General features: G+C 38.2%; 23 protein-coding genes. 19 read left to right on the plus strand and 4 right to left on the minus strand.

Annotation, left to right across the window (positions count from 1 at the left end):
• Positions 1 to 49 precede the first annotated feature (49 nt).
• The 3 genes from EKQ44_RS01580 to rsgA all read left to right on the plus strand — a co-directional run bounded on the left by EKQ44_RS01580 (position 50) and on the right by rsgA (position 3,575).
• The gene (locus tag EKQ44_RS01580) at positions 50 to 577 is read left to right on the plus strand and encodes a hypothetical protein (RefSeq protein ID WP_237661767.1); all 528 of its coding nucleotides are present in this window, start codon (positions 50 to 52) and stop codon (positions 575 to 577) included.
• Positions 578 to 890: 313 nt separating this feature from the next.
• On the plus strand, positions 891 to 2,087 hold the full coding sequence (locus EKQ44_RS01585; protein WP_237661768.1) for an MFS transporter: 1,197 nt from the start codon (positions 891 to 893) through the stop codon (positions 2,085 to 2,087).
• Between the two features lie 426 nt (positions 2,088 to 2,513).
• The gene (gene rsgA, locus EKQ44_RS01590) at positions 2,514 to 3,575 is read left to right on the plus strand and encodes a ribosome small subunit-dependent GTPase A (protein ID WP_237661769.1); all 1,062 of its coding nucleotides are present in this window, start codon (positions 2,514 to 2,516) and stop codon (positions 3,573 to 3,575) included.
• 149 nt (positions 3,576 to 3,724) lie between these two features.
• On the opposite strand, the gene EKQ44_RS01595 is transcribed toward rsgA, so the two are convergent.
• Positions 3,725 to 4,513 carry an alpha/beta fold hydrolase gene (locus EKQ44_RS01595; RefSeq protein ID WP_237661770.1) on the minus strand — a complete coding sequence of 263 codons (789 nt, stop codon included), beginning with the start codon at positions 4,511 to 4,513 and terminating at the stop codon, positions 3,725 to 3,727.
• Between the two features lie 299 nt (positions 4,514 to 4,812).
• On the opposite strand from EKQ44_RS01595, the gene EKQ44_RS01600 reads away from it, so the two are divergent.
• The 5 genes from EKQ44_RS01600 to EKQ44_RS01620 all read left to right on the plus strand — a co-directional run bounded on the left by EKQ44_RS01600 (position 4,813) and on the right by EKQ44_RS01620 (position 8,484).
• Positions 4,813 to 5,787, plus strand: a complete 975-nt coding sequence (locus tag EKQ44_RS01600) for a S66 family peptidase (protein ID WP_237662537.1) — start codon at positions 4,813 to 4,815, stop codon at positions 5,785 to 5,787.
• 85 nt (positions 5,788 to 5,872) lie between these two features.
• Positions 5,873 to 6,577: a YwaF family protein gene (locus EKQ44_RS01605; RefSeq protein WP_331254646.1), complete on the plus strand. Its 705-nt coding sequence runs from the start codon at positions 5,873 to 5,875 to the stop codon at positions 6,575 to 6,577.
• A 299-nt stretch (positions 6,578 to 6,876) separates the two neighbouring features.
• Entirely contained in the window at positions 6,877 to 7,155 is a 279-nt protein-coding gene (locus EKQ44_RS01610; RefSeq protein ID WP_237661772.1) for a hypothetical protein, read from the plus strand.
• Between the two features lie 210 nt (positions 7,156 to 7,365).
• Positions 7,366 to 7,692, plus strand: coding sequence for a cyclic-phosphate processing receiver domain-containing protein (locus EKQ44_RS01615; protein WP_237661773.1), 327 nt, complete (start codon positions 7,366 to 7,368; stop codon positions 7,690 to 7,692).
• Between the two features lie 264 nt (positions 7,693 to 7,956).
• Positions 7,957 to 8,484: a mismatch-specific DNA-glycosylase gene (locus tag EKQ44_RS01620; RefSeq protein ID WP_237661774.1), complete on the plus strand. Its 528-nt coding sequence runs from the start codon at positions 7,957 to 7,959 to the stop codon at positions 8,482 to 8,484.
• A gap of 53 nt (positions 8,485 to 8,537) precedes the next feature.
• On the opposite strand, the gene EKQ44_RS01625 is transcribed toward EKQ44_RS01620, so the two are convergent.
• The 3 genes from EKQ44_RS01625 to EKQ44_RS01635 all read right to left on the minus strand — a co-directional run bounded on the left by EKQ44_RS01625 (position 8,538) and on the right by EKQ44_RS01635 (position 11,023).
• Positions 8,538 to 8,798 (minus strand): hypothetical protein, encoded by a 261-nt coding sequence (locus EKQ44_RS01625; protein WP_237661775.1) that lies wholly within the window; start codon positions 8,796 to 8,798, stop codon positions 8,538 to 8,540.
• A 371-nt stretch (positions 8,799 to 9,169) separates the two neighbouring features.
• Positions 9,170 to 10,003, minus strand: coding sequence for an STAS domain-containing protein (locus EKQ44_RS01630; protein ID WP_237661776.1), 834 nt, complete (start codon positions 10,001 to 10,003; stop codon positions 9,170 to 9,172).
• 57 nt (positions 10,004 to 10,060) lie between these two features.
• The gene (locus EKQ44_RS01635) at positions 10,061 to 11,023 is read right to left on the minus strand and encodes a D-2-hydroxyacid dehydrogenase (RefSeq protein WP_237661777.1); all 963 of its coding nucleotides are present in this window, start codon (positions 11,021 to 11,023) and stop codon (positions 10,061 to 10,063) included.
• 315 nt (positions 11,024 to 11,338) lie between these two features.
• On the opposite strand from EKQ44_RS01635, the gene EKQ44_RS01640 reads away from it, so the two are divergent.
• The 11 genes from EKQ44_RS01640 (at position 11,339) to essB (ending at position 21,026) form a co-directional block, all read left to right on the plus strand.
• Complete coding sequence (locus EKQ44_RS01640) at positions 11,339 to 12,073, plus strand: hypothetical protein (RefSeq protein ID WP_237661778.1); 735 nt, start codon at positions 11,339 to 11,341, stop codon at positions 12,071 to 12,073.
• A gap of 75 nt (positions 12,074 to 12,148) precedes the next feature.
• The gene (locus EKQ44_RS01645) at positions 12,149 to 12,457 is read left to right on the plus strand and encodes a hypothetical protein (protein WP_237661779.1); all 309 of its coding nucleotides are present in this window, start codon (positions 12,149 to 12,151) and stop codon (positions 12,455 to 12,457) included.
• 114 nt (positions 12,458 to 12,571) lie between these two features.
• Positions 12,572 to 13,102: a sigma-70 family RNA polymerase sigma factor gene (locus EKQ44_RS01650; RefSeq protein ID WP_414491246.1), complete on the plus strand. Its 531-nt coding sequence runs from the start codon at positions 12,572 to 12,574 to the stop codon at positions 13,100 to 13,102.
• Complete coding sequence (locus EKQ44_RS01655) at positions 13,095 to 14,432, plus strand: DUF4179 domain-containing protein (RefSeq protein ID WP_237661781.1); 1,338 nt, start codon at positions 13,095 to 13,097, stop codon at positions 14,430 to 14,432. The genes EKQ44_RS01650 and EKQ44_RS01655 overlap by 8 nt, the downstream gene beginning before the upstream one ends.
• Before the next feature lie 164 nt (positions 14,433 to 14,596).
• Positions 14,597 to 15,364, plus strand: coding sequence for a 3-hydroxyacyl-CoA dehydrogenase (locus EKQ44_RS01660; protein WP_237661782.1), 768 nt, complete (start codon positions 14,597 to 14,599; stop codon positions 15,362 to 15,364).
• Between the two features lie 554 nt (positions 15,365 to 15,918).
• Positions 15,919 to 16,578 (plus strand): hypothetical protein, encoded by a 660-nt coding sequence (locus EKQ44_RS01665; protein ID WP_237661783.1) that lies wholly within the window; start codon positions 15,919 to 15,921, stop codon positions 16,576 to 16,578.
• Between the two features lie 5 nt (positions 16,579 to 16,583).
• Positions 16,584 to 18,623: a DUF6792 domain-containing protein gene (locus EKQ44_RS01670; protein ID WP_237661784.1), complete on the plus strand. Its 2,040-nt coding sequence runs from the start codon at positions 16,584 to 16,586 to the stop codon at positions 18,621 to 18,623.
• A 5-nt stretch (positions 18,624 to 18,628) separates the two neighbouring features.
• Positions 18,629 to 18,967: a hypothetical protein gene (locus tag EKQ44_RS01675; protein ID WP_237661785.1), complete on the plus strand. Its 339-nt coding sequence runs from the start codon at positions 18,629 to 18,631 to the stop codon at positions 18,965 to 18,967.
• A gap of 191 nt (positions 18,968 to 19,158) precedes the next feature.
• Positions 19,159 to 19,452 carry a WXG100 family type VII secretion target gene (locus EKQ44_RS01680; protein WP_010192515.1) on the plus strand — a complete coding sequence of 98 codons (294 nt, stop codon included), beginning with the start codon at positions 19,159 to 19,161 and terminating at the stop codon, positions 19,450 to 19,452.
• A 123-nt stretch (positions 19,453 to 19,575) separates the two neighbouring features.
• Entirely contained in the window at positions 19,576 to 19,815 is a 240-nt protein-coding gene (gene yukD / locus EKQ44_RS01685) for an ESX secretion system protein YukD (protein ID WP_237661786.1), read from the plus strand.
• A 14-nt stretch (positions 19,816 to 19,829) separates the two neighbouring features.
• Positions 19,830 to 21,026, plus strand: coding sequence for a type VII secretion protein EssB (gene essB, locus EKQ44_RS01690; protein WP_237661787.1), 1,197 nt, complete (start codon positions 19,830 to 19,832; stop codon positions 21,024 to 21,026).
• The last annotated feature ends 3 nt before the right edge of the window (positions 21,027 to 21,029 follow it).

Here is a 21,029-nt window from a genome sequence, read left to right on the forward strand (position 1 = left end):
AAATTTTCCATATTAATGGTTGGAAATTATCAATCCGGGGGAGTTGCAAATGAAGTATCAGCGAGCAATCATAGTTGGGGTCATTATTTTCACTATTATTGAGTTTATATTGTTCATAGTAATTAACACCCATTTTTATAAAGGAATATTTAATTTCAGTATGGTAATACCTATATTTTTTTTACAGGTTGCTATGACTTACAATTTCCTACGCGAGAGGTTGAGGACTAAACATCCCAGAGTTTGGCTGCTCTTTTTCTTTTCTGTACCCATCATTATTTTTTTAATTGGTAAACCAACCTATACTTTTATGCAGGCGGAGCGATTGGTGCTTGATGAATATGGGGATGAAATCTCCATAATGGATAGTGGGGAAGAAAAGTTCAGAGATACTGTCCCTATTTATACAGAAGACCACAGGATATTCATTACCGATAGAGACTATCATTTTAAAGGGGTGACTAAAACGAAGGAGCACCGTTACTTTTTGGTGAACCCACGAACAGGTGAGGTAATGGAAATGAGTCAGCCCTATTGGGAGGCCATTGAAAAACCCAATAACTTATCGTTCAAATGATTTCTAGCTGTTAATTGGAGCAATAGGCGCAGACTCCTGCGGGGGGATAGCGACAATCTTGAGACCCCGCAGGGCGCAGCTCGAGGAGGCTCAAGGTCGCCCCGCGGAAAGCGAAGCCATTTGCGAAGATTAACAGCGGTGTTAACCAGATTATTAACATTCATTACTTTTTCAGTGGCCTTCCCTATTGGCAGGAGAGTTACTAATTTCACCTCATAAAGCTTCTTCCATTGACACCGGCCCCCAAACGTCATAAAATACTAAAGTTGATTTAGTAAGAGGCACGAAATAAATAACAGGAAGAAGTGACATAATGGCACCTGAACAACGTAAGAAAATGATTATTCTAATGATAAATATGTTTATTGCAGTTGGAAGTTTCGGCATAATCATACCTATCCTCCCAGCATACCTGGATTCAATCGGGGAAGGCGGGTTGGCTGCTGGGTTAATGATTGCCATATTTGCCGGTGCGCAGTTTGTGATGTCACCATTGGCTGGAAAATGGGCCGATCAATATGGACGACGTATCATGATCATCCTCGGCTTAGCCGGTTTGACCTTGTCTATGTTTGTATTTTATGGATTTGATTCTGTATGGATGCTTTACTTTTCACGGGTTATAGGGGGGATAGGAGCAGCGCTCTTAATTCCTGCCCTTTTTGCTTATGTAGCGGATATTACCACAATGGAGCAGCGTGCTAAGGGAAACAGTTACATTTCTGCTGCCATGTCATTGGGTATAGTGATTGGGCCTGGAATCGGCGGTTTTTTAGCTGACTTCGGATTAAAAACTCCATTATTGGTTTCCGCTTTGATTTCGCTTGTGGCGACTGTATTCTCCATCCTTGTGTTAAAAGAAAGCAGGGAGAAGGAGACGGTATTGGCACAAGAAGAAAATCCGGAGCCAATGATCAAAAAACTGGCATTATCGGTGAACAAACCCTATTTTATACCACTTATCATCACGCTTGTGATGAGTTTTGGATTGATGGCTTATGAGTCTGTCCTGGGATTATTCATTGATAATCAGTTTGGCGCAACCCCGCAAGAGATTGCCGTAATGATTACAGCTACAGGTATAATCAGTGTAATCGTGCAGCTCTTTGTTGTAGATCGAATTGTGCGCGCCATTGGGGAAGGGAATGTTTTAAATATCTTCCTATGCGTAGCTGCGATCGGGTTTTTGGTATCGTTATTTGCTTCAAGCTATGGTGTATTCTTTGGAATCACTTTAATCATCTTCTTGGCAACCTCTATTTTAAGGCCTGTCATCAATACACTTATCTCTAAATTAGCAGGCAATGAACAAGGATTTGCAATGGGGATGAACAATGCATATATGAGTATTGGTAACGTATTGGGGCCAACACTTGCAGGGATACTTTATGACGTTAATATCATCTATCCTTTTGTTCTCGGTTTAATAGTATTAAGTATAACGATCCTTGTATCTTTTACATGGCAATCGAAACAAAAGAAAAGTTTGGCTCAAGTGGAAGCGAATTAATTTCTTTTAAGAGTTGCTATTTACTAGTAGGCATTTGGACTTTTCACAGGAAAAGTCGGCCAGTGCGTTAAAAATACCTAAAAGCAACATTGTTTACGTGATACGAAAACAGCTTTTAAGAAAATTCAGAAAGCCTATTTACTTTTAGATAAAAATACCATATTATAAATTATGTAATAAAAAAAGAATGGAAGCGAGGGATGTTTTATGAAAAAGTTAATTGTCGTGAATGCCAATCAATTAAATAATGAAGCACAGCCCTTGCATAGAAATCGTTAAACAAATCTGTTTTTTTCTGATGAGATTGTAGATTTCCATGGGGCTGTGACGTAACGTCTCATGGTTTATAAATGTTTAAGAAAAAGACCGTGCGAACGGTCTTTTTGTTTTGCCAAAAAATCTACTTTCCATTAGGAGGAAAACACATTGAAAAGAAATCAATTAGGTTGGAATGAATTTTTAAATAATGCTTTTGTTGAATATGACGAGCAAGGCTATACAGTTGGTAGGGTGATGCTCGAGCATAAAAGGTTGTATAGAGTAGAAACGGACCTAGGTGAGTGCCTTGCAGAAGTATCGGGGAAATACCGGTTTGAAGCAACATCTCGTGAAGATTACCCCGCTGTTGGTGATTGGGTTGTATTAAGTGAACGTCAGGAGGAAGGTAAAGCAACCATCCATGCTTTGTTACCTAGATTTAGTAAATTCTCAAGAAAAGCGGCTGGTCTAACAACCGAGGAACAGATTGTGGCAGCAAATGTGGATACCGTTTTTCTTGTGCAATCCTTAAATTATGATTTTAATCCAAGACGTTTGGAGAGATATCTGGTGATGGCATGGGAAAGTGGTTCGAATCCTGTGGTTGTCCTGACGAAATCGGATTTGTGTGAAGATGTTCCCGGGAAAATTGCCGAGATGGAAGCAGTTGCTTTTGGTGTTCCAATTCATGCGGTCAGTGTAAAGGAAGAGAAGGGATTAGAGGAACTGGCATCATACTTTGCTGAAGGGAAAACAGTGGCATTACTAGGTTCATCAGGAGCGGGTAAATCCACGTTGACCAATTATCTTCTTGGTGAAGAGAAGCAACTTATTCAAGAAGTTCGTAGTGATGACGACAAAGGAAAACATACAACGACATATAGAGAATTGTATATGTTGCCTACTGGTGGTCTCGTGCTGGATACTCCTGGTATGAGGGAGCTTCAATTATGGGAAGCGGATGGAGCGATCAGTCACAGTTTTCAGGATATCGAAGAGCTTTCAGAGCAGTGTTATTTCAGGGATTGTAAGCATGCCAATGAACCTAAGTGTGCTGTCCAAGGGGCGATCGAAGAAGGTACACTGGAAGCTGCTAGATACCAAAGTTATGTTAAGTTGCAACGGGAGCTTGCATTTTTGGAAAGAAAAAATGATAAACGTGCTCAACTTGCAGAAAAAGAGAAATGGAAGAAAATCACGTCTGGAGTACGCGGTGGGAAGAAGAAATAAGGAAGAGAAGCCACAAGGTTTGGGAGAATGCCTTGTGGTTTTTTCTTATTTTTTAAGGTGTCTATTTCTATATTCAATAAATGGCCTTTTTATAGTATTGTAACCGACGAATAACTTAAAAAGCCGAAAGGTAGTTACCCTCCAGCTTTTTAAGCGGTTATTCTTATTTTATCCACTCGTTTCATGAATGAGACTGCAAAATCATTGAAAATGTCACTTTCTTCAATGTTGCAAACATGCCCACACTTTTCAATTACTTCTAAAGTAGAATTCTCTTCCTGTTTGACATATTCGCGAGTATTACTAAGAAACATATGATCTTCAGAACCGGAAATGTATAGCTTTGGAATTTTATTCTTTATAGATTTTAATCGATCGTAAGTGGTATAACCATTCAATCCAGAGAGCACCCAACCTAAATAGGTTTCTTTGGAAAGTTTATAAGCCTCTTTAATAAAAGCTTTTCTAGAATCTGAGTGATTTTTCTTCGGTAGTAGTACGCGTGCAAAGATGCGATATGGTACCATATGTGGCAGTATTTTTCTCAGTGGATAGAAAACGGACAGTCGGCAAAGAAACTCACCCCATTTTTTCAGCTTGGGAGTTGCGCCGCCAAGTACCATGGACTTAATAACAGAAGGCTTACGGAGCGCAATTTCCTGCATGATAATGGTTCCAAGTGAGATGCCAACAAAGTGAGCGGATTCAATTTTCAATTTGTTCATAATACCAATGGTCTGATCAGAGGAATATTCAAAAAGATCAACACCTTTAGGGTAAGGAGATTTTCCGTGACCAGGCAGATCTAATAATAGAATATTATATTCAGCGCGGAATGCTTTCAGCTGTTTATAAAAAATGGAAGAGTTTCCTCCAAACCCATGAAACAGCACAATCCACTCTTTCGATGTAGAATGAGTAAGCGTTTTATAATACATAATAGTCCTCACTTATCTTGCATATTTCAAATCAACAATCAATACCCGAATAACACAATAAAAAAACTTGCAATAACAAGTATACACAAACCATACCAGGTTTCTCAACCTGCAAATTCTTACTATTTTGTGAAGAGTGAAAAAAGGGGTCTGACCCCTTTTATTCAATTTCTGCATAAATATTCATATCCTAGTAAAACATCTTCATTTTTTGTTTGGTTTTTGGAAAGTTATAGCAGTTTTGTGGGGTTGTTTGGTAGAATGGTAGATAATAGTTTTTTAGGAGGGTGAAGTGAGTGATAGTACCAGTTAAGCTTAGGCAGGGGGATGAGGTGAGGGTGATTGCACCCTCCACTTCTCATTCTATCCTTTCCCAGGAAAATATAGATCTTTCCACTCATAGATTAGAACAAATGGGTCTTAACGTAACATTTGGAAAGCATATAAATGAAACAAATAGTTTACTGACCTCGTCCATCGAATCCCGTATTGAAGATTTGCATGAGGCATTCAAGGATAAAAAGGTAAAGGCGATACTGACTTCGATCGGGGGATACCAGGCAAACCAGCTATTATCCTATATTGACTATGACCTTATTAGGAACAACCCAAAAATTTTCTGTGGTTATTCCGATATTACCGCTTTGAGTAATGCCATCTATGCCAAAAGCGGGCTAGTCACCTATTCAGGTATCCATTTCTCCTCATTTGGTATGAAAAAAGGGTTTGACTATTCGCTGGATTATTTCAAGAAGATTTTCATGGATGAAGGGAGCACGATTGACATTCACCCATCCCATGAATGGAGCAATGATGCTTGGTACATGGATCAGGAAAATAGAAAGTTTTATCCCAATGAGGGCTACCTTGTTATAAATGAAGGATTATGTGAAGGTACAGCTATCGGTGGGAATCTTTGTACTTTGAACCTTCTGCAAGGAACCGAATATATGCCTAGCTTGGAAGATTCCATTCTATTTTTAGAAGATGATAAATTGACATGCCCGAAAACTTTCGATCGTGACCTTCAATCACTTATTCACCAACCAGGCTTCACTGGTGTGAAAGGAATGGTGATTGGCCGTTTTGAGAAAGTATCCAATGTCTCTAATGAGGATATTCAAACCATTATTCAAACAAAGAGGGAGCTTTCCCATATCCCAATTGTGGCAAATGCAGATTTCGGCCATACAAGTCCAATGTTCACCTTTCCGATAGGAGGAAAAGTAAAACTACATGTAAAGCAAGAGGGAGTCAAGATTACTTTGAATTAGTAAATTCATATCCTGGGTATGTAGATTCATTATAAAGGAGGGTCCTGTGCAAATGTTTAGTCCTTATACCGATCCAGAAGCATTCATGGAGGGATCACTCCTTTTTTCAACTTCCCATATAATTAGCTTATGTATAACTTTTGCACTCCTTCTTATCCTCTTTCTACTCAGGAATAAAGCATGGATGAGGATTGGCGGCAGGTGTTTCATCATCTTGTGCCTGGCTGGCTCGGAGATTTGGTTAAATTATTGGTACTTTTCCACAAATATGTGGGATATCCGTTACACATTACCGTTTCAATTATGTTCTATTAGTTTATATCTTTGTGTGTGGATGCTTGCAACAAGGCAAAGATGGGTGTTTGAAGTGGTGTACTTTCTTGGTGTTGGCGGTGCGTTACAGGCATTGCTAACTCCGGAGTTATTTTATGACTTTCCACATTTTCGTTTCCTTCACTTTTTCATTGCACACATTTCTATTATTCTGGCTGTATTTTATATGCTTTGGGTTGAAAAATTTCAAATTAAGTTCAAGTCCGTTTGGAAAGCATTTGCTGCTTTGAATGTCTTAGCTTTCATGGTATTTTTTGTGAACAGGTTCACGGGGGGAAATTACATGTTCCTCGCTAGGAAGCCTACCAATGCAAGCCTGATTGACTTTTTAGGGCCATATCCTTGGTATATCTTGTCCCTTGAATTAGTTGTTCTGCTCATTTTTTTCCTATTGTATAGTCCTTTTTTCATTCGGGAGAAAAGACATTCGAAAAAGAAGGGGAAAGCTGAAAATTAAAATTCAATCAAAAAACCGCCCGGAATTTAAACCCCGAGCGGTTCTTTCAATACTTTCTTATGGTCTTCATCACGTATTTATAAACCCCGAAAAAGATTAGTGAAAAAACAACAACAATTAAAATATCAATCAAAATTCCCATCTAGGCAATAACCCTCCAACACACTCATTTACAATCATTCTATCGACATCCTCATAAAGTTGCAAACCCTTTTTGTAACAGAAGGGATATTTTGTAATAGTCCTTTCACATTCCCGCTTTTCGTCATACTATGTAGAAAAGCGAAGGGGAGAGTCAATTGGGAAGCTTCAAAAAATTTTTGTTAATGTACGGAATTATTTTGGCGATGTTCTATGGCATGTTCTCGGTTCTGAGCTACAACAGTATTCAAATTAAAATTGAAAAGCTGGAGATTCTAGAAGAGGAATACCTAAAAAAAGAGGCCCAAGGGGAAGTGCCTTATTCATTCAGACAACAATATAATAAAGAATACCAAGAATATGACAAGCTTCAAAATAGACTACAGTCTTTTTGGATGAAATGGGTATTCGATTTTCCTGAATACAAAAAACCTTAAAGAATAATAAGTAGGAGAAACTCTTCTACTTACATACAAACTCCCCTATCTGATAATATGGCCCCTTGAAAATTGGTACATTATCCCTATATTTACGACTGTATGGCCTGCCATGAAAGAGTTTGGTCATTAAATATAAAGCATCTAGGAAAAAATTAGTAACAGTTATGTGTTACAATGTAGCTAAGTCGAATATTTGGAGGTGTCATCTTGAAAATCAATGTATTTCTTGATGATAGTCGAACATGTCCGGAAGGTTATATACTCGTAGAGGACATAGACCAATGCCTCACCTTGTTAGAGAGCCATGCAATTGAGCATCTCTCTTTGGACCACGACCTGTTGAACAAACATCGAAATGGTCTGCTTCTCGTTCATAAAATGGTGGAGAACGAGCTGTATGCGGATAGAATAACGATTCATTCCGCAAACTCGGTTGGCAGTAAAGCAATGTATCGTTATTTAAAGCAAGCGCAAGAAGATTTGAAAATGCCACCCAACATTAAAGTATTATTGAGGCCACTTCCGCTTTTCTAAGCGATTCCCCTGCAACTTCGCTCAATATCCTTCCTGATACCGCAAAAGGGTTCGTACTTCTAGTGATAAATCGGATCTTTCACCTAGAGTAAAAAAATTCAAACACTCGTAAAAGGTTAAAATCGTCGTGTAATTCCATGCAGATGTAAAATTATCCGTCTAATATAGTAGGAAATGAAAAGGCTGGACGGAACATAACCGTTTGGTCTTTTTCATCTATGTTGATAAAATGGTAGATAGAAAGTAAAAGTGAGGTGAACAAAAGTGGAAAACATACCTGATCATATAGGACATGACATGGATATTCTTTTTGTAGGCTACAATCCGAGTATCCGTTCTGGTAAAACCGGTCATCATTATGCAAACCCAACTAACAGGTTTTGGAGCATCCTTTTTGAAGCGGGAATAACTCCTAGGAAATATGCTCCAACAGAGGATTTTAAGTTGCCAGAGCTGAAATATGGTTTGACTAATATCGTTTCACGTCCGACAGTTGGGGCAGCGGATTTATCTAAAGAGGAATATCAGAAAGGAAGAGTAGAGTTGAAAGATAAAATCCTTTTCTTTCAGCCTAAAATCGTCTGTTTTGTCGGGAAAGGGGTGTATCAGGAATATAGCGGGCTCAAGAAATTGGAATGGGGAAGACAAGAGAAATCAATGGTGGAAGGGACTATCGATTTTGTGGCTCCATCATCCAGCGGCCTGGTCAGAATGAAAAAAGAAGAAATCCTCCGCATTTACAGGGAATTAGATACATTGAAAAATAGTCTTTCTTCACATAGAGTGTATTAGAAAAACACTTCCTCCAATACAGGGTGAAGTGTTTTCTACTAAATAAAAGTTCTTTATTTAGGAGTCACAGAATGATCCTGCCCTTTTTCCAAAGATCTTAACGAGTTTCTTATTTCTAACATATTTTCAATTTGAAGTGTAAGCGTATGTTTAATTAATGTGTTTTTCTCCTGTTGTCCATCCTTTAAGTAGGTAACATCCTTCTTAAGGTGTTCACAATCATGTTTCAAAACTTCCTGCTGCTTGTGAAATGCCAGTTGGGCTTCTTTTATTTCTTTTAACTCTAAAAGTATTTCATTCAGTACCTTCTCCATGCTTTCCACTCCTTTGATAAGAAGGAAACTCCTCTTATTTTTACATATATCCTGAAAAAGTTGAATACTAGATATATATTGTATAAATTCTCTTTCTGAGTAGACTTTAAACACAATATTACAAACTTAAGTAAGATTGTATTGCCAGAAAAAGGCTTTTTTCCAAATATTGTTACTATTAATTAGTTAAAAGTCGGCAATTGAACTTTTTACTAGTTACATACTTTTAAAGTTCCAAGTAGATTTTTAAGTAAAACAGGGAAAAGGCACGACAGTATCGAATTTTATGATTGGTGTGTAAATACGAAATAATAACAAAGTTTATGAAGATAGCTTAGAAAAAAATAAAAACCCGCCTTACTAAGGCTGGGTCAATTTGGAGGTGGCAAAGTGAGAGCTCCTGCAAGTGTAGGTTTAATGGAAATATCATTAAAAGAAATACCTAATTGAACGGTAGTTTGGGCAATTTCAGGTCTAATTCCGGAAAGGGTCGTTTTAACACCAATCAGGTTCAAGGCTTTTAACAGGTTGAAGATCTGATCGGCAACAAGGGTATCTATGATGACAACTCCTGACAAATCAATATATAAATGATTGATTCCTTTTTCTCCACACTGTTGTAATGTATTTTCCAGAATGAATCTAGCTCTGCTTGTATCAATGTCACCTACTAAAGGTAAAAGTGCCCGATTATTATCAAGTGCAATGACAGGTGAACTTAGCTCTTTTATCATATCTTGCTGGGCTTGTAAGCGCTGTTCTGAATATCTTTGATTCTCCTCAACAAACTTGAGCACAACTTTATCAAACGCTAATGTAATCATGTGGTTCCATTTTAACTCATTTTCTTTTTCTTCTTGATGTAATTCTACAAATTCTGAGATGAAGTTGAGGTATTGTCCACGAACTCGAAAAAATTCGCGCAACGTATGATGAATAGGTGTGTTTAAATGTTGTTCATCTTGTGCAATGGAGAGGATCCATTCTTCAAAATCCGTAAAGAACTTTTCTTCCTCTTCAATAAATAATTTGCATAATTGAAGATGGAAGTCGTAGTTTTGCTTTTTTAGTGTATTTATTACTTCAGGGTTTGTAGAAGCATAAACCCCTCTGGAATTAGTCTTATCTAGAGATTCATACCATTCTTCGGTGAGAATTTTCGCTTTATCCAATAAAAAGGCATGTAATTTATTATTTCGATGCATGTTTATTCCCCCAATTCTATCCCTATATACCCATACGCAAAACAAGTTAAACCATTTTTAATAACCTTTTTTGTAATCGACTAAATTTTTTAATGAATACTCTTCTTTCCTATATTCTTTCAGGTTCGGTATAAAAATATCCTCTATTACACGCTTTGTATAGTGTTCTGTTGAACCGGAGGTATGAGGGGTTACAATGACATTTTCCATCTCCCATAGAGGATTAGCCGCATCTAAGGGCTCATTTATGAATACATCAAGTCCTGCACCAGCAATTTCTTGTTGGTTAAGTGCCATAATGAGCTCTTCTTCTTTTATCACTTCTCCACGGCCAATATTTATAAGAAAAGCGGATTTTTTCATTAGGCTGAATTCCTCTGTTCCAAACATTCCATGGGTATCTTCTGTCAGAGGAAGAGTAATCACCACATAATCGCACATTGGCAGAATGTCATGTAGTTTATCCGGAGTGTACATTTCATCGACGTTCTCAGTCTGTATACCGGAGTGCCGCACACCAATGACGTTCATACGGAAAGCTTTCGCAATTCTTGCAGTCTCTTTTCCAATCTCTCCCACGCCAATAATACCTATAGTCTTTTCGTGTAATTCAAGATTCATATGTGCGTGATGCCAGTGCTTTTTTTGTTGTTGTTTTACATATGTATGAATTTTTCTTGTCAAACCAAGCATCAGTGCGAAAATGGTTTCCGATATAGGGTAAGCGTGAACACCATTAGCGCTCGTTAAAATGATATCGTGTTGGGATAATTTGTCAAGCGGCATATTGTTGACCCCTGCACTCCATGATTGAAGCCATCGAAGTTTAGATTCACTTTTTAAAGAAAGATCCTCCAACTCATTTTTCCATCCCACAATCACCTCTGCGTCCTTCGCATAGGACTCCCATTTCTCTTTATCTCTTCCTGCAATAACTTTAAAGTCAGGTGCAAGTTCTTTTATTTGTTGGAGATACGAGCCGTCTATATTTTGAGTGATAAGCATTAATCTTTCGGCCATTAGTAAAAACTCCTTTTATTATTAAGCTATTTTGGATACTTTGTTGCTTTTTCATCATGCTCTCTCCTTGGCAAAAACACGCCTATAATAGGGCTTCTATGCTATAAAAAGTGCAGACTATTTACTACACTATAGCAAACAATATTTGAGAAAAGAGCTTATTATTATCATGAATCTATTTTAACAGACTTTAGATAATTATTTGAAATTTAAAGTGTGGTTTCAAGGAATTTAGTGATAAAAGTCGAATACTAGACTAGATAACTAGAATGAATTTCAAAAGCTGGTATCAAAGACGAGAAATGGAGAGTGATCATGAATAGCATAGGACTTGTAACAATCACTCACGACCCAAATGGAAGATATATCGATCTATTTATCAAGCATTTAACATATATAACAAAGCTATACGGGGAAATATATCTAACAATCAGCAATCAATCGAGCAAGGCGTGGAAAAGGGCTTTGAAAGTGGATCCCCAGATTAACTTTAAAACAATTCCTAAACAGGGGGCTGCCCATGCAAGAAGGGAGGCTGTTACATTCGGCCTGTCCGGAAAATGTGAGTATTTCCACTATATTGATCTGGATCGTCTATTAACTTGGTGTGAGAGATACCCAGAAGAATTAAGAGGAATCGTAAGTAAGATACCTGGCCGCCCATACACCATACTTGGCAGAACGGAAAGAGCTTTCCTTACGCATCCGGAAGACTGGGTAGAAACAGAAAGAATCACAAACAAGATATGCTCCCTAGAGCTAAAGAAAGAAGTAGATATTACAGCCGGCTCCAGTGCCTTTTCAAGAGAGTGTGCAAAAAGAATAGCAATCAAATCAAAAAGTGATATGACGGATGCGGAATGGCCAATGATTGTCTACAGAATAATGAAGCAACCTATCCATTACCTAGAAGTGGAAGGGCTGGAATATTGGGAAGAGGCTAATAGCATGACTAGAAAAGTGTCTGAAGGCGAAAAATGGGTGGGGCGGCTGAAGCTTGCATTAATCATCAGTGAGTCTGCCATCACTACTGGAAAGGGGGAAGCCTAGTTATCAGGAGGGGGACCTTGAATAATGAAAGCCATTCTTGCCCCTTGACGTCTAATGCAAAAAGAGAGGGGGAAGATGATGAAAAAAATAATCATAGTGTTTGGGATACTGGGGCTACTTTTTTCCATATATTCTTATAAAATGTATCAAGAAAAAAAGAACTTGGATAATTTGGATCAATGGTTGAGTCATCCAGAAACACAAGAGAACCTTTTTGAAAGTAACATTGAAATCATGGAAATAAATCATCTTGGTTCAGATATCTATAGAGTGATAGATAAAGAGGGTGGCATTTATTTAGTGGAGTACAATCAAAAAAGGTTAACTATAGAGATTCAAGTTTATTACCAAGGGAAAGGCATGGCACGGTTTGGTTTTAAATAGATGGACCCTCACCTGTTACTCAAAAACCAGGTGATTTTTTTATGCGTTGTAAAACTTTTTGCCTTAACTGTGGGTCTAATGAATATAAAAAGAACAAAAAGTGCTTTCGGGAGTGTGGGGTCGTTGGAGAAGAAGTTGTTTGTGGAGAAAGCGAAAAAGGGGGATGATGAGGCATTTTTCATTCTCATGTCAACACATAAGGAACAACTATACCGGATAGCGTTTTCCTATATGAAAAACGAGGCGGATTCGCTTGAGGCCATTCAAGAGGTAACATATAGGGCATTCAAAGGAATCAGGAAAGTGAAGCAATCTGACTATTTTTCCACATGGCTGGTGAAGATCATGATTAATTACTGCAAGGATGAATGGATAAAGAGAAAGCGGGAGCCGAATATACAATGGAAGATGGAAGAGGCGTATACAGTCGATAACGATCTCCAGATGGAAGTGCAGGAGGCCATCTCGTCTTTAGGGGATCCATATCAGACAGTCATTCAATTGAGGTACATGGAGGACTTTAAAATAAAGGACATAGCATCAGTAATGGATTCTCCAGAAAACACCGTGAAGACCTGGCTGACCAAAGGTTTGAAGAAACTCCGACTGTATTGGGAAGAGAAGGGAGGTAAAGACCATGTTTGAAAAGGAGGAAAGAAAATTAGAAGAAGGGAGAAGGGAGTACGAGAAAGTAGAAATCCCTCGAGACATTGATGATTATATCAGGAGTGGAATCAGGAAAGGGAAAAAACGAACCGGTCTCCCATCTTGGAGAGTCGGCATGGTCGCGGCAAGTATCCTTCTTGTCATTTTCTTTACGACTATAAAAGTATCACCGGTATTCGCAAACTATGTAAGTACCATACCGGGGATGGAACGGATAGTAGAGCTGATTCGAAATAATAAAGGGATCCTGTCAGCAGTGGAGAATGACTATCTTCAAGAAGTGGGGATCACTAGGGAAGAAAATGGAATATCATTGACAATAGATGCAATCATCGTGGATGAAATGCAGATGTTAGTTTTCTATACATTAGAAGCTGACCGGGATTGGTCGTCTTTACGTCTTGGTAACATATCGCTAAACGCAGAATCAGGGGAAAGGCTTGAACAGTATGGTGTTGGCTTCGGAAGTCATGAAGGTATTAAAAAAGGAGAGAAGGTTTCTGGAGAACTTCAATTCACCAGTCCAGATGAAAAAAGCATACCGGAAAACTTCATCTTAAAAACTGGATTGAAAGTAAACGAAGCTTTAATTGTAGATGACCTACTTTTTCCGATAAAAGTGGATTCAGAAAAGTTTTCTGCGATCAAGAAAGATATTTACATTGCAAAAACTATTGAAGTGGGCAGTCAGTTCATCTATTTTGAGAAAATAGAAATACATCCAACAAGAATCGCCCTGTTCATGGATTTTCCAGAATCAAACACTCATGAAATTTTCCGTTTTGATGATATTGCCTTAGAGGATGAAAAAGGAAACAGGTGGATACACGATGGAGCTCATATAAATGAAGAAAACAAAAAGGTTTTATATTTCCATAGTAATTACTTTTCTGAGCCAGAGAAACTCGACATAGTGTTTTCTTCCTTTACCGCCCTTCCAAAAGAAGAATTGGAAGTCTTGATCGATCTTGATTCCGAGCGGTTTTTAAAGGTGCCGGGAGACAAGCGGTTCAAGAAGGTATGGGTGGAAAAAGACATGGGGGATATGAATGGCCTTTATGTTCAAGTCCAGATAGATGAGGAGGACCACGATTATTTCTTTTCTATTTTTAATGGAAGCATTACCGATGCAGAAGGAACCGTTTTTGAATACAATACACAGTCATATGGAGTGGCTGATGACTCAGGCTTAGCCTTATATGAACAAGGTTTAGTAATGGATACTAAAAAAATGGTTAGTCCCATTCGTTTAAAAATAGCGGATTATCCTTCAAGAATGAGAGAACATGTCAGATTGAATGTAAAATGATTAGGAAGGGACACATTTAGGGGAATGTGTCCCTATACTGTTATTCCATATTTCAAACAAGTGTCCAGAATCTGTACACATTCCATGTATTATACCTCTTACATCGATGGCACACTTTTTGCATCCCTTCAAGGTAATACATAATATTGGAGGTAGAGGGAGTAATGAACATTCATCATTCTGTAGCATTTGTAACAGGTGGAGCATCAGGTTTAGGAGAGGCAACTGTTAGGTATATTGTTGCTAAAGGTGGAAAAGCGGTCATAGCAGATTTGTCTGAAGAAAAAGGTGCAATTCTCAAGGAAGAACTGCAAGATGCCGTTTTATTTGTAAAAACGGATGTCACGAAAGAAGAGGATGTTCGTCAGGCGTTGGAAGAGGGCGTGCGAACTTTCGGTTATATAAATACGGTGGTGAATTGTGCAGGGATTGGTGTGGCGCAGAAGGTATTGAACCGGAAAGGGCCACACTCACTAGATGACTTTTCCAAAGTCATCTCCATCAATCTGATAGGTTCTTTCAATGTGATCCGGTTGGCTGCTGAGCGAATGAAGGAAAATGAACCAAACATAGAAGAGGAACGCGGAGTCATAGTAAATACGGCATCTGTTGCAGCCTTTGATGGACAGATCGGTCAGGCTGCTTATTCTGCTTCCAAAGGTGGAATTGTAGGGATGACCTTGCCGATAGCAAGGGAATTCGCATCATTTGGAGTGCGGGTCATGACCATTGCCCCGGGGCTCTTTCACACCCCGATGTTCGATTCATTACCAGCTGAAGCCAGGGATTCACTCGGGAAAATGGTACCTTTCCCATCTCGCCTTGGTTATCCAGAAGAGTATGCGCAACTTGTTCAGAGTATAATAGAGAATCCTATGCTTAATGGTGATACCATACGGTTAGATGGTGCGATCAGGATGCAGCCGAAATAATAGAACGGGCATATAAGAAGTTTAGGATAAACTGTTGATTCGATTATGAAGACCTCCCATCCGTAAAAATTGATGAAGGGAGGTCTTCATTTGTGTGATGAGAACCTTCCGAGGACGTAATCCGGTAGAGAGCGGTCTTCATTTGAGTAATGGGGACCTCATCTTAACAAAAACGGGTAAACAAAGATCTTCATTTAGGTGATAAAAGTAAGTGAAAATGATACAAAAGACCTGAATTTAAATATTACAGAAGTAATTAGATTCATTATTAGAATAATATCCCCGAGAAAAAAGAATTCCACCATCTATAGGACTACAAATTTCCCACAAATAAAAATACTGGATAGGACCTAACTAACAGACACGATTCGACATTCGTTCCCGTCAAATTGACTACTTTTGCATACCGTGGTAATTATTATATAGCTATAAAAATGTTGGATATTTTTTAATGAATTTTTAGAAAAAGGGATTATTTGTATGTCCTGTAGGGAATAAGTCTTTAGAAAATACATATTATGCCACGTTATATGCGTTGCCTAGGGGGAAGGGCTATGAAGAAATCGATGCTTCTAGGGTTAATATTTTCGGTACTTTTGATAGGGGGATGTGGAATGAGTTTAGATAGAGCTGAGAACCAGCGTGCGGATGATAATAATACTCTTGAAAAAGATGCAAATAATGATGAATTTACTAAGGATTTTCTGAAATCCTCGGAAGAAGTGGAAGAAGGTTTCTATCTTTTTGAATCAATGACCAAGGGCTTCACATTATTATTTCCAAAAGATGCTTATGTTGAAAAGGGAACATATGAGAAGAATGGTAATGGCTTTGAATCAGTAGCATTCCTAGAGGAAAGCGAGGAAACAAACACTTCATTGTATTATAGCTTCACTTATGAAAATAGTAGCAGATCAAGTGATATAGAATTGAACTTGCACCTTCTTTCAAATAACGCAAATTATGAAGGCGGATTCGAGAAGTTTACACACAATGAAAACACTTACTACTTTGCAGAAAAAGTTTCAGAAGGTAATGGAACAAAAACCTATTGGTATTACGCATATATACATTCTAATAGTCAAGATAAAGGAACAAGTTTTATTGGTCGGATTGCCTGTAAGGATTCTAGTAAGGAATGTAATCTCGATTCCCCAGAGCTAGAAGAAAAGATGATGAAAGTCATCAAATCTATCGATTTTGTACAAGGGTGAATTAAATGGATGCAAAAGAGGTTTTAGAGTCTGAGGTATTGAAGGCCCGTATAGCGCAGTTGGAGTATGGAGACATAACTATTGAGAACATAAGGAGAATATATATTGAAGAAACTGGAATGGAGCCGCCAGGAGAAATAACTCTTTATCATTCAGATGATTTTTCTCAAGTGAATTCCGAATTGGATTCTGGGTTTGATGGTACGGTTATCCACTTCTTAAATATTGAAACAGGAATTAATCAATCCTATACCATTACTAGGGGAAGTGAGCCTGGTGAAGATGGTGGAGAGGGTAGTCCCAGTGATTGGTTTTATAATTTATTTGGCATCTTTGGCGGAAAAGTTAAAAATCAATATCAAGATACTCAAGCATTTGATTTTGAGGTAACTCGACAAATTAATCAAAATGTAGAGAGAGAATTAATACGTCAAACTGGAAATTCAACCGATGAGATATCAGAATTGCCTTTAAATAAATATGGAATAGGTCACTCTTTAGGTGGTAATCTAATTCAAACACTGCAGCTGTTGGACCAACCTTTTGAAAATGTGTTTACTATAAATGATGCCCCACCAAGTGTTTATCAACTAGCAGTTCTTGATATTGGTTTCAGAGATGAAGTATTCGAAGAATTTAAGATTACTACATTTGATGTAAATGAACTTTATACGATAGATCCAGAAAAACTCAAGTCTTTTGCAGAAGAATATTACCAGTCCCAAGGCCAAAATATACATCACCTAACGATAAGAGAAGAATTTTTATACTCGGTAATCGGTTTTCGTGGTTTCTTAAACATTGGTTCAAGGCAAGTTTTAGAAACGTACCCACACACAGACGGTATTGCAAGATACATGAATAAAGTCTCAGACAAAACCCTTTACAACATCCAACAATTCGTTGCCAAACACGCCCCAGCCTATGAAAAAGGAGGAATCGACGGTCTAAACAGAAGCATGTTTGGAATAGATCAGGAGCTTTTTACTCTAATCGACGACATCAAACAAGATTGGAAAAAAATATTCGAACCGCCGAAGTGGAAACGTGGGGCCATTCCGATGACATTTGGCGTCATTGGGTTTGGAAGCTTTACAGTGGATATGCCGTTTGCGTATCCAGTTAAAGAATTTCCAAGTGAATTTTTTTCTAATCAAAAACAATTTATCTCAAGGGCTCTAGAGATCAACGCGAAATTGCAAGAATTGACAGAAGTTCTTCCTTCCCTACTTGCCCTGGTTGGGGAAATCAGCTCTGATCTGTTGCAGTTGATTCAAGTTCATGTGGAAGAAATGCTTGGTAGCATGAAGAGAATGATAGAGGCTATCGGAAGTGCTGCGTTAGATATAGGAAAGAATCTTGTGAAAGACTCTTTTACTAATAACTTGTCACAACATGAGAATACCCTGACAGTAATCGAACTGGCTGCAACAATGGAGCAGGAGGGCAGAATTATTCAAAACAGCTATCAAGCAATCATCGAAGATACGAAAGGGTTTGTTGGCGAGTTCGGGGATGCTGCCCATGCTCATGGGATGGAGCATGTTGTAAACTCTTTGAATCAAGTAGAAGGGCGCCGATACGAAGGGACTGATTTGATCCGGTATAAAAACGCCATGGACGGAAGGACCATTGAGGTAAATCTTTCTTCTGCGGTGAGGATTTATCAGCTAGGCCTCGATAAATGCATGGAAAAGGAAGAGGCACTTACTTTATGGAGAAGATTGTATTATACAGAGTACGTTGATGATCTGGAATTCAGGAAACAACGGGTTATGAATGCCATCAATCAGATGGAAGCAAATCCGAATAATTATAGGTATCTTCTCCCCGTTTCAAAAAGTGATGTGAAAGTCACCAAGATTAATGTTCATGAGTTTATTAGACCGCTGGATCCGATGTTTCAGGATTCTTTTGAGGGGATGTATCATTATCTCAGGGAGGAAATAGAAAAGTCTAAGGCTATGATTGCTAGGGTGCGAAAGTCAATTGAAGAATTATTTGATGAAGACCAGAGCATTTCGAAGTTGTTCGAATTACGGTAAAGGGGGTGGTAGGAATAGGACAGTATAAAACTTCGTATGCATTTGCGCCATATGAAGATTTGCGATTTAAGCACCTTCTGTTTAATACGGAGCTAGCAAAAGTCCGAGCAATTAGTGATGAGTTGGCAAGTATAATTAATGCAGAACTCGAAGCAAGTGAAGGAAAAGTAATTGAGCAATCTTTATTGGAATTTAATAAGAATCACCGCCTGTTTACCATTATCACCAATGATCAATCACGGCTGATGGCCACCCTTTCTAATAAATACCACGAACATGTGAATGAGATGAACAGGCAAGAACTGACAATTTTCTATGAAGAATTAAGCAAGACTATTCGTTAAAAGGTCGAAATACCTAGAAAAATATCAATCTGTGAAAAAAATACTATATTTTGAGGTTTCATATTTTGGGAGTAAGGGTAATGGTGGGTATATATTACTCATTTTCCTGGATTTCCTACTTTAGAATTGACCTCTTAGTTGTGTATTTTTTACAATAAAAGTAACTTATTAAAGAAATGGAGAGATGTAGAATGTCAGGAATTATTCGCGTTACCCCTGCAGAATTAGTTGGAATGTCCACTCGTTACAGAAGTGAAAGCAGCCAGGTTGGGGATCAAATCAACCGCTTGGACAACATGATCCGTGAGCTTGAAAGTGTTTGGGAAGGTGAATCCAGCCGTGCATTCAGCGATCAGTACCAATCTTTAAAGCCTTCTATCATTCAAATGCAACAACTGCTTGAGGATATTTCTGTTCAGCTTAGCAACACAGCTAGAGCTCTTGAAGATGCTGATACTCAAATCGCAAGCCAAATTCGCGGTTAATTTTTCAGAAATAACCAGTAAATTTTAACTGAGATTATTGATTCCTTAAGGCTAGCAAAAAGAAAGAAGGAGCGCCATTCTTAAAGATACGAATGCGTTCCTTCTTTTATGAGGTGAAAAACGGTGTACATAGAAATAACGATTGATTTGAAGAATTATCGAGGAGAGTCCTTTGATCTTCGGTTATCCAATTACCATACGGTGAAGAAAGTGGTGGATATTGTGTGGCAGGCTACCTCTATCGCTATACCCCCAAGGGAAGGTCATTGGATCAGGGTAACAAATAAACAGTTGATTTTATCAGGAACAGACAAACTGGTGGAACATGGAATTACATCTGGGGACCGTTTGGAAATCCTATAAAGGAGCAATGAATCATGTCTGATCAAAGTCGAACATATTTAGAAGAAGAATTACAAGCGGTGCTTTCAAAGGAAGGAGAAACAGTAAAGCTTGTTTTCCAAAAAGAACGAATTAAGTTGGAAGAGGCAGAAGAAATAAGTATGCTCCCAAATGTTCATCCAACTATTATGAAAAAAATTCAGGAGACGGAAGATGAACTAACAATCATCTATCATATTTCCCCTGCTTTTGCATCTTTTGCACAATTGAAAAGAAAAGAAGAAAAAAGTAGATGGATTTTTGCCTCGCAATTATTAAAGAGTGTAAAAGATCACTCCCTTTCTAGACTTCATCTCCTTGTTTGTCCTGAGAACTTGGTAGTGGATGAAAGCCTGACTCCTTATTTTCTTCACTATGGTGTAATGGAAAGCCTCCCGCCATATGAAAAAGATGATGAAAAACTATGGCAGGAGACAAAGGCTGTTATCGCTACTGCCATTGACAGGAAATATACCTTCAAAGAATATTTGAAACTTTCTCAAACATTGGAACTATCCTCTATAGCGAAGTCCATCATGAATGCAAAGAATGAAGAAGATTTACTGGACATTATCCGTAAAGGGATAAAGAGGTTAGAGGATAAAGAAAAACAGGTGGTTCATCTTCCTAAAAGAAAATGGAAAATGACAAGATACGCTACCATTGGTTTATCGGTACTGTTAATTCCGACACTAATTTTGGTGGTATACTCCTTTTTATTTGCACAGCCAAAACAAGCTGCATATGTTCAGAGTTCAGAACACTTCCTTAAAAATGAATATAGTCAGGTTGTTACCACGTTAACTGCTTATGATGCCAAAGATATGCCGCGTGTAGTGCAGTATAAACTAGCTACTTCTTACATCATCAACGAATCATTAAACGAAGATCAAAAGGATACCTTGCAAAACAGGATCACCCTTCAATCAGACCGGAACTATTATCTTTATTGGATACATATTGGGCGTGGGGAAGCAGAACAAGCTTTGGATATTGCAAGATCTTTGGAGGATTCTGAAATCATTTTGTATGCTTTGTTGAAATATAAAGAACAGGTGCGTGCACAGCAAGATCTATCAGGAGAAGAAAAGCAGAATCAATTAAAAGAAATCCAAGATGAAATTGATGAATATGCAGAAGCGATAAAGGCGCTTGAAGAAGAGGAACAAATAGAAGTAAGTGATGAAGAATAGGTA

The sequence above is a fragment of the Sutcliffiella horikoshii genome, assembly GCF_021991925.1.
Lineage (GTDB): Bacteria > Bacillota > Bacilli > Bacillales > Bacillaceae_I > Sutcliffiella_A > Sutcliffiella_A horikoshii_F.

Coding starts and splice junctions, on each gene's coding strand:
- EKQ44_RS01580 (WP_237661767.1), top strand. CDS start 50: ATGAAGTATCAGCGAGCAATCATAGTTGGGGTCATTATTTTCACTATT.
- EKQ44_RS01585 (WP_237661768.1), top strand. CDS start 891: ATGGCACCTGAACAACGTAAGAAAATGATTATTCTAATGATAAATATG.
- EKQ44_RS01595 (WP_237661770.1), bottom strand. CDS start 4,513: ATGTATTATAAAACGCTTACTCATTCTACATCGAAAGAGTGGATTGTG.
- EKQ44_RS01605 (WP_331254646.1), top strand. CDS start 5,873: ATGGAGGGATCACTCCTTTTTTCAACTTCCCATATAATTAGCTTATGT.
- EKQ44_RS01625 (WP_237661775.1), bottom strand. CDS start 8,798: ATGGAGAAGGTACTGAATGAAATACTTTTAGAGTTAAAAGAAATAAAA.
- EKQ44_RS01630 (WP_237661776.1), bottom strand. CDS start 10,003: ATGCATCGAAATAATAAATTACATGCCTTTTTATTGGATAAAGCGAAA.
- EKQ44_RS01635 (WP_237661777.1), bottom strand. CDS start 11,023: ATGGCCGAAAGATTAATGCTTATCACTCAAAATATAGACGGCTCGTAT.
- EKQ44_RS01640 (WP_237661778.1), top strand. CDS start 11,339: ATGAATAGCATAGGACTTGTAACAATCACTCACGACCCAAATGGAAGA.
- EKQ44_RS01645 (WP_237661779.1), top strand. CDS start 12,149: ATGATGAAAAAAATAATCATAGTGTTTGGGATACTGGGGCTACTTTTT.
- EKQ44_RS01655 (WP_237661781.1), top strand. CDS start 13,095: ATGTTTGAAAAGGAGGAAAGAAAATTAGAAGAAGGGAGAAGGGAGTAC.
- EKQ44_RS01660 (WP_237661782.1), top strand. CDS start 14,597: ATGAACATTCATCATTCTGTAGCATTTGTAACAGGTGGAGCATCAGGT.
- EKQ44_RS01665 (WP_237661783.1), top strand. CDS start 15,919: ATGAAGAAATCGATGCTTCTAGGGTTAATATTTTCGGTACTTTTGATA.
- EKQ44_RS01670 (WP_237661784.1), top strand. CDS start 16,584: ATGGATGCAAAAGAGGTTTTAGAGTCTGAGGTATTGAAGGCCCGTATA.
- EKQ44_RS01680 (WP_010192515.1), top strand. CDS start 19,159: ATGTCAGGAATTATTCGCGTTACCCCTGCAGAATTAGTTGGAATGTCC.
- essB (WP_237661787.1), top strand. CDS start 19,830: ATGTCTGATCAAAGTCGAACATATTTAGAAGAAGAATTACAAGCGGTG.